General features: G+C 67.8%; 2 protein-coding genes. Both read left to right on the top strand.

Features of this window, described 5'->3' with window-relative positions; genetic code table 11:
• Window positions 1–1,308: RNA polymerase sigma factor (locus tag HMPREF3067_RS03165; RefSeq protein ID WP_246819220.1), on the top strand; the 1,308-nt coding region annotated here is incomplete at its 5' end.
• 112 nt (window positions 1,309–1,420) lie between these two features.
• The gene (locus HMPREF3067_RS03160; protein ID WP_246819219.1) at window positions 1,421–4,543 is read left to right on the top strand and encodes a hypothetical protein; all 3,123 of its coding nucleotides are present in this window, start codon (window positions 1,421–1,423) and stop codon (window positions 4,541–4,543) included.
• Window positions 4,544–4,658 lie beyond the last annotated feature (115 nt).

Below are 4,658 nucleotides of genomic sequence, written 5' to 3'. Positions count from 1 at the left end.
AAGAAGACCGCTAAAAAGACTGCGAAGAAGTCGGCAAAGAAGACCGCCAAGAAGTCGACCCGCAAGGTCGCACCGAAGAAGGCGACCGCGAAGAAGACCAAGGACGACGAGCAGAACCTCGCGGCCACCGCGGCCGAGGAGCAGAAGCCGGAGACCGACAACGAGGACGAGTTCGGAGCCAGCGTCACTGACGATGACTTCGAGCCGGACCACGCCGACTTGGAAGAGCACCTCGACGACGAGGACGAGGAGCTGTCCGGCGACGTCGATGACGTCGACGAGGACGAGGAAGAAGACGACGGCTCCTCCGTGTGGGACGAGGAGGAATCCGCCGCGCTGCGCCAGGCCCGCAAGGACGCCCAGCTGACTGCCTCCGCGGACTCAGTGCGCGCCTACCTCAAGCAGATCGGTAAGGTCGCGCTACTGAACGCGGAGCAGGAGGTCTCGCTGGCCAAGCGCATTGAGGCCGGGCTCTACGCCCAGCACCGCATGGACGAGATGCAAAAGGCACTCGCCGACGGCGACAAGGACGCCAAGCTCTCCCCGTCGCTCAAGCGCGACCTGCGCACCATTTCCCGCGACGGCCGCAAGGCTAAGAACCACCTGCTGGAGGCCAACCTCCGCCTGGTGGTCTCCCTGGCCAAGCGCTACACCGGCCGCGGCATGGCCTTCCTCGACCTCATCCAGGAAGGCAACCTGGGCCTTATCCGCGCCGTGGAGAAGTTCGACTACACCAAGGGCTACAAGTTCTCCACCTACGCCACCTGGTGGATCCGCCAGGCCATTACCCGCGCCATGGCCGACCAGGCCCGCACCATCCGCATCCCGGTTCACATGGTCGAGGTCATCAACAAGCTAGGCCGCATCCAGCGCGAGCTGCTGCAGGACCTGGGGCGCGAGCCCACCCCGCAGGAGCTGGCCAAGGAGATGGACATCACCGAGGAAAAGGTGCTGGAGATCCAGCAGTACGCGCGTGAGCCCATCTCGCTGGACCAGACCATCGGCGACGAGGGCGACAGCCAGTTGGGCGACTTCATCGAGGACTCCGAGGCCGTCATCGCTGTCGATGCCGTCTCTTTCACCCTCCTGCAGGACCAGCTCCAGGACGTTCTGACCACCTTGTCCGAGCGCGAGGCCGGCGTGGTGCGCCTGCGCTTCGGCCTGACCGACGGCATGCCGCGGACTTTAGACGAAATCGGCCAGGTCTACGGCGTTACCCGCGAGCGCATCCGCCAGATCGAGTCCAAGACCATGTCGAAGCTGCGCCACCCCTCGCGCTCTCAGGTCTTGCGGGACTACCTCGACTAAAATGCCCGCCCCGCCACCGAGCCCGAGCCTTTACCGACGTTTAAGGTTCGGGCTCAGTACTGTCACTGCTACTGCCCACATTCTTGCTTCACCACTTCAGGAGTTTTAACCCGTGGTCTTCCCTGCAGATTTCCCCTCTTGCCTCCAGCGCTTTTCCACGGCCGCTGAGCGCCTGCGCGCCGCTGACGACGCCCTTGCCGACCACGACCCGGCCGAGCTGAGCGCCGCCCAGCTCGATTGGCTGAGCACCGAGTTCGGCCGCGCCCTAGCAGCCGCCGAAACCCCGGCCGAGGTCGCGGGCGCCCACCCCAACGTCGTGGCCGCCGTGCTGACCAATACGCGCACCCAGCTGGCCGATTCCGCCTCCTTCTGGGACACAGCCGCCGCCCAGCTGCAGGTCGACGGCGAGGCGCTGGAGGCGGTGCGCGAGGTGGCATCGTCGGGCAGGGTGGACACGGAGCCGCTGGAGCTGCCGGTGGCGCCTTACGCGGAGTATCGCCCGTGGCTGGAGCTCGACCCGGAGGCCGGGCGCCTGAGCCTGGTCCTGCCCGACCCGTCGAGTGCGTGGTCCGTCGACGCCGGCTTCGACACCTTCCGGATTACCCCGCATGCCCAGCCGCCCGAGCTGCGCGATGCCCCCTCCCGCGTCGCGCTCGTCCAGCCGACCGCTCGGGTCACCGCCACGCACGCGGCCAGCGGCACCAAGCACCGCCTAGGCGTGGTGGCCGAGGACTTCCCCGTCCTCTTCTTCGGCCCGGACTGTCGCCCGTTGCCGGACCAGCACCGCATCACCACCGCGGAGGTCTTTGTCTTGGCGCCGACGCGCACGAAGTTCTCCGCCGAGGGCGCGGCCGTGGAGGTCGCCGACGAGCTGCGCTTTACCACCTGGCCGGAGTGGTCTCTCTTCGAGCTGCGCGACCTGGCCGCCGCGGAAATTGAGACGCTGACCATCGCGCTGGATCACCCGGCCAGCTTCACCACCCGCCAGGTGCGCGTGTCGACCCCGCAGGACCCACATTCGCGCCTGTCGGAGTGGCGCAGCGCCGACAACGCTATCGCGGACGTGCGCGGCACGGATGGCGGGCGCATCTACGGCTCGTCGCCGCGCCTGGTGCTGCCGGTCGACCCGGCGCCGGAGTGGTCCGTGGAGCTGTACTACGTCGACCCGTTGGGCGAGCGCGAGCTGGTCGAGCAGCTACTGGAGTTGGCCGAGTTCCAGGGCCAGGAGCTGGCGCTGTTCGCCGACGCCTACGAGGACGCCTGGGTCGGCCGCTACGAGATCGACGTGCTGCGCAACGAGACCCTGGTGGATCGCCGCACCTTCAACATGGCCGAGGGCTTTGACCTGCACGTGACCTATAACGGCGCGCAGTTTAGGCACCCCGACCAGGCCGCCGACGCCAACGCCTATACCAAGGCTTACTACTCCCAGCGCAAGGCGGCGGAAAAGTACATCGACGTGCCCTTCGACAAGACGCAGTCCGTGCCCCGCGATGCCGAGACCGCCATGTTCCAGATCTCCAACGCGGTGGACTACTGCCTCGACGTCGTGGTGGTGCCCAAGGCACTGAAGTATTCGCTGGACCTGCGTGGCGAACAGCCGGACTGGGATACCCACCCCGGCACCATCCCGCAGGGTTCCCTGGCGCGCAACGGCGAGCTGAAGGTGCGTTTCCCCGTGGCCATCGGCGGGTCTGCAGCCCTGCTGCTGACCCACGAGGTCTCCCGCAAGGTCAAGGTCATCCAGCTCAAGCGCCGCCGCCACGGACGCGTGTTCACGGTGGGCAATAGCGCCATCCAGCATGCCTTCCCCGAGGCGCACGCGAACTTGGTGGCCACGCTGGCGTGGCATCCGGCATCGGCGGCGCAGACGTGGTCCGAGCTGGCGGATTCCTTCGGCTCGGAGCTCGAGTTCGAGAAGGCGTGGGAGGCGCACGCCACCCCGGACGTGCAGTTGGCTACCCTGCTGCGGCTGAACGAGTCGGAGTTTGAGCTGTCGGGGCGGATTGTGGGCGATAGCCTGCGGCTGTCCGGCAACGCGATGGGCCGGCGGCTGACTGGTTTCCTGTGGCCGGTCACGCGCCCGGACATCGCGCCGTGGCGGGTGGAATTTTCCGCGCAGCTTGCCACGCGCGTGCCCGAGGAGCTGCAGGAGGCCGGCCCACTGGCCGTCGACGTGGTGGAGGCGCAGCCCGGCTACCAGGCCAAGGCGCCGAACCGGCCGTCGATGCGGGCGTTCATCGTCGCCCAGGACGGCTACTTCGACGACGGACAGGGCGACGAGCTGGCCTACAAGCTCTCCGGGACGAACCCGCGGGCGACCATTGCCAAGCACGAGCAGCCCGCGCTGTGGCGCCACCTGTTCGCGCTGCGGAACCTGGGCCCGGCCGCTACCCGACCGATGGCCGGTGTGCTGCGCAAGACCATCGATGCCGACCCGCGCCACATGCTCGAGGCGCTGGGGCGATCCAACGTGCGCTCCGGCGACCAGCCGGCCCTGGCTATCGCGCACGGGCTGGCCAATTATGACTTCCACAGCAACGGCGAGCGCGTGGCGGAGTTCCGTGCGCTGCCGTGGATCCGCGTCGTCGAGCAGCTCAACGATCTGGTCGACGGGCACGCCGACTGGGACGATGCCACCGATTTCATCCGCACCGCCGGCGGCGAGGTGCTCTTGGAACTGCTGCGCGGCGGCGAGGACACCGGCACCGCGGACACGCAGCAGGTGATGAAGGAGGTGCTGACGGCGGCCAAGGCGAATAACACGCAGCAGGCGCTGGAGGCGCTCTACGATGTCGCCGCCGCCCGCCGCGTCGCCGATACCTCCGCCCTGCGCCACGGCTGGGCCGAGATCTTGCGCCGCCGGAAGAAGTTCATCGACGTCTCGGGCTTCGCGGAATTCCGGGAAGAGATGATGAAGCAGGAGGCGAACGTCCTCGGCGAGGAAATCCGCGCGCACCTGCACCTGCTGCGCCGGTTTGCGCACACCGCCGGCAAGCGCCAGAAGAACCAGTGGGCCTGGGTGCCCTACCTGTCGGCCATGGCCGCGCACATCACGCGCGCCGGCGCCGCCGAGCTCAAGGGCCGAGTCTCCTACTACGTGCCGCTGAAGCCGGAGCACCTGACCACCTGGGCGGAGCTCGCGCAGTTGGCCCCAACGCTGACCATCTACGATGTCGTCCGCGAGGAAGCCCGCCAGCTCGTCCGCGCCAACGGGCCGGTCTTGGGCCTCTAGGCACGCCGAGTAGGCGCTACGGAGTGCTTTCCGTGGCGCCTTTTCGCGTGTTTAGGCAGTCGTGGGGTTTGGCTGGCCTTGTTGTTTGTGGTGTCCCCTCGCAGCCTTGGTCTCG

The organism is Corynebacterium sp. HMSC04H06, from assembly GCF_001815935.1.
Classification (GTDB): Bacteria; Actinomycetota; Actinomycetes; order Mycobacteriales; family Mycobacteriaceae; genus Corynebacterium.
This window is presented reverse-complemented; position numbering and strand designations above follow the sequence as displayed.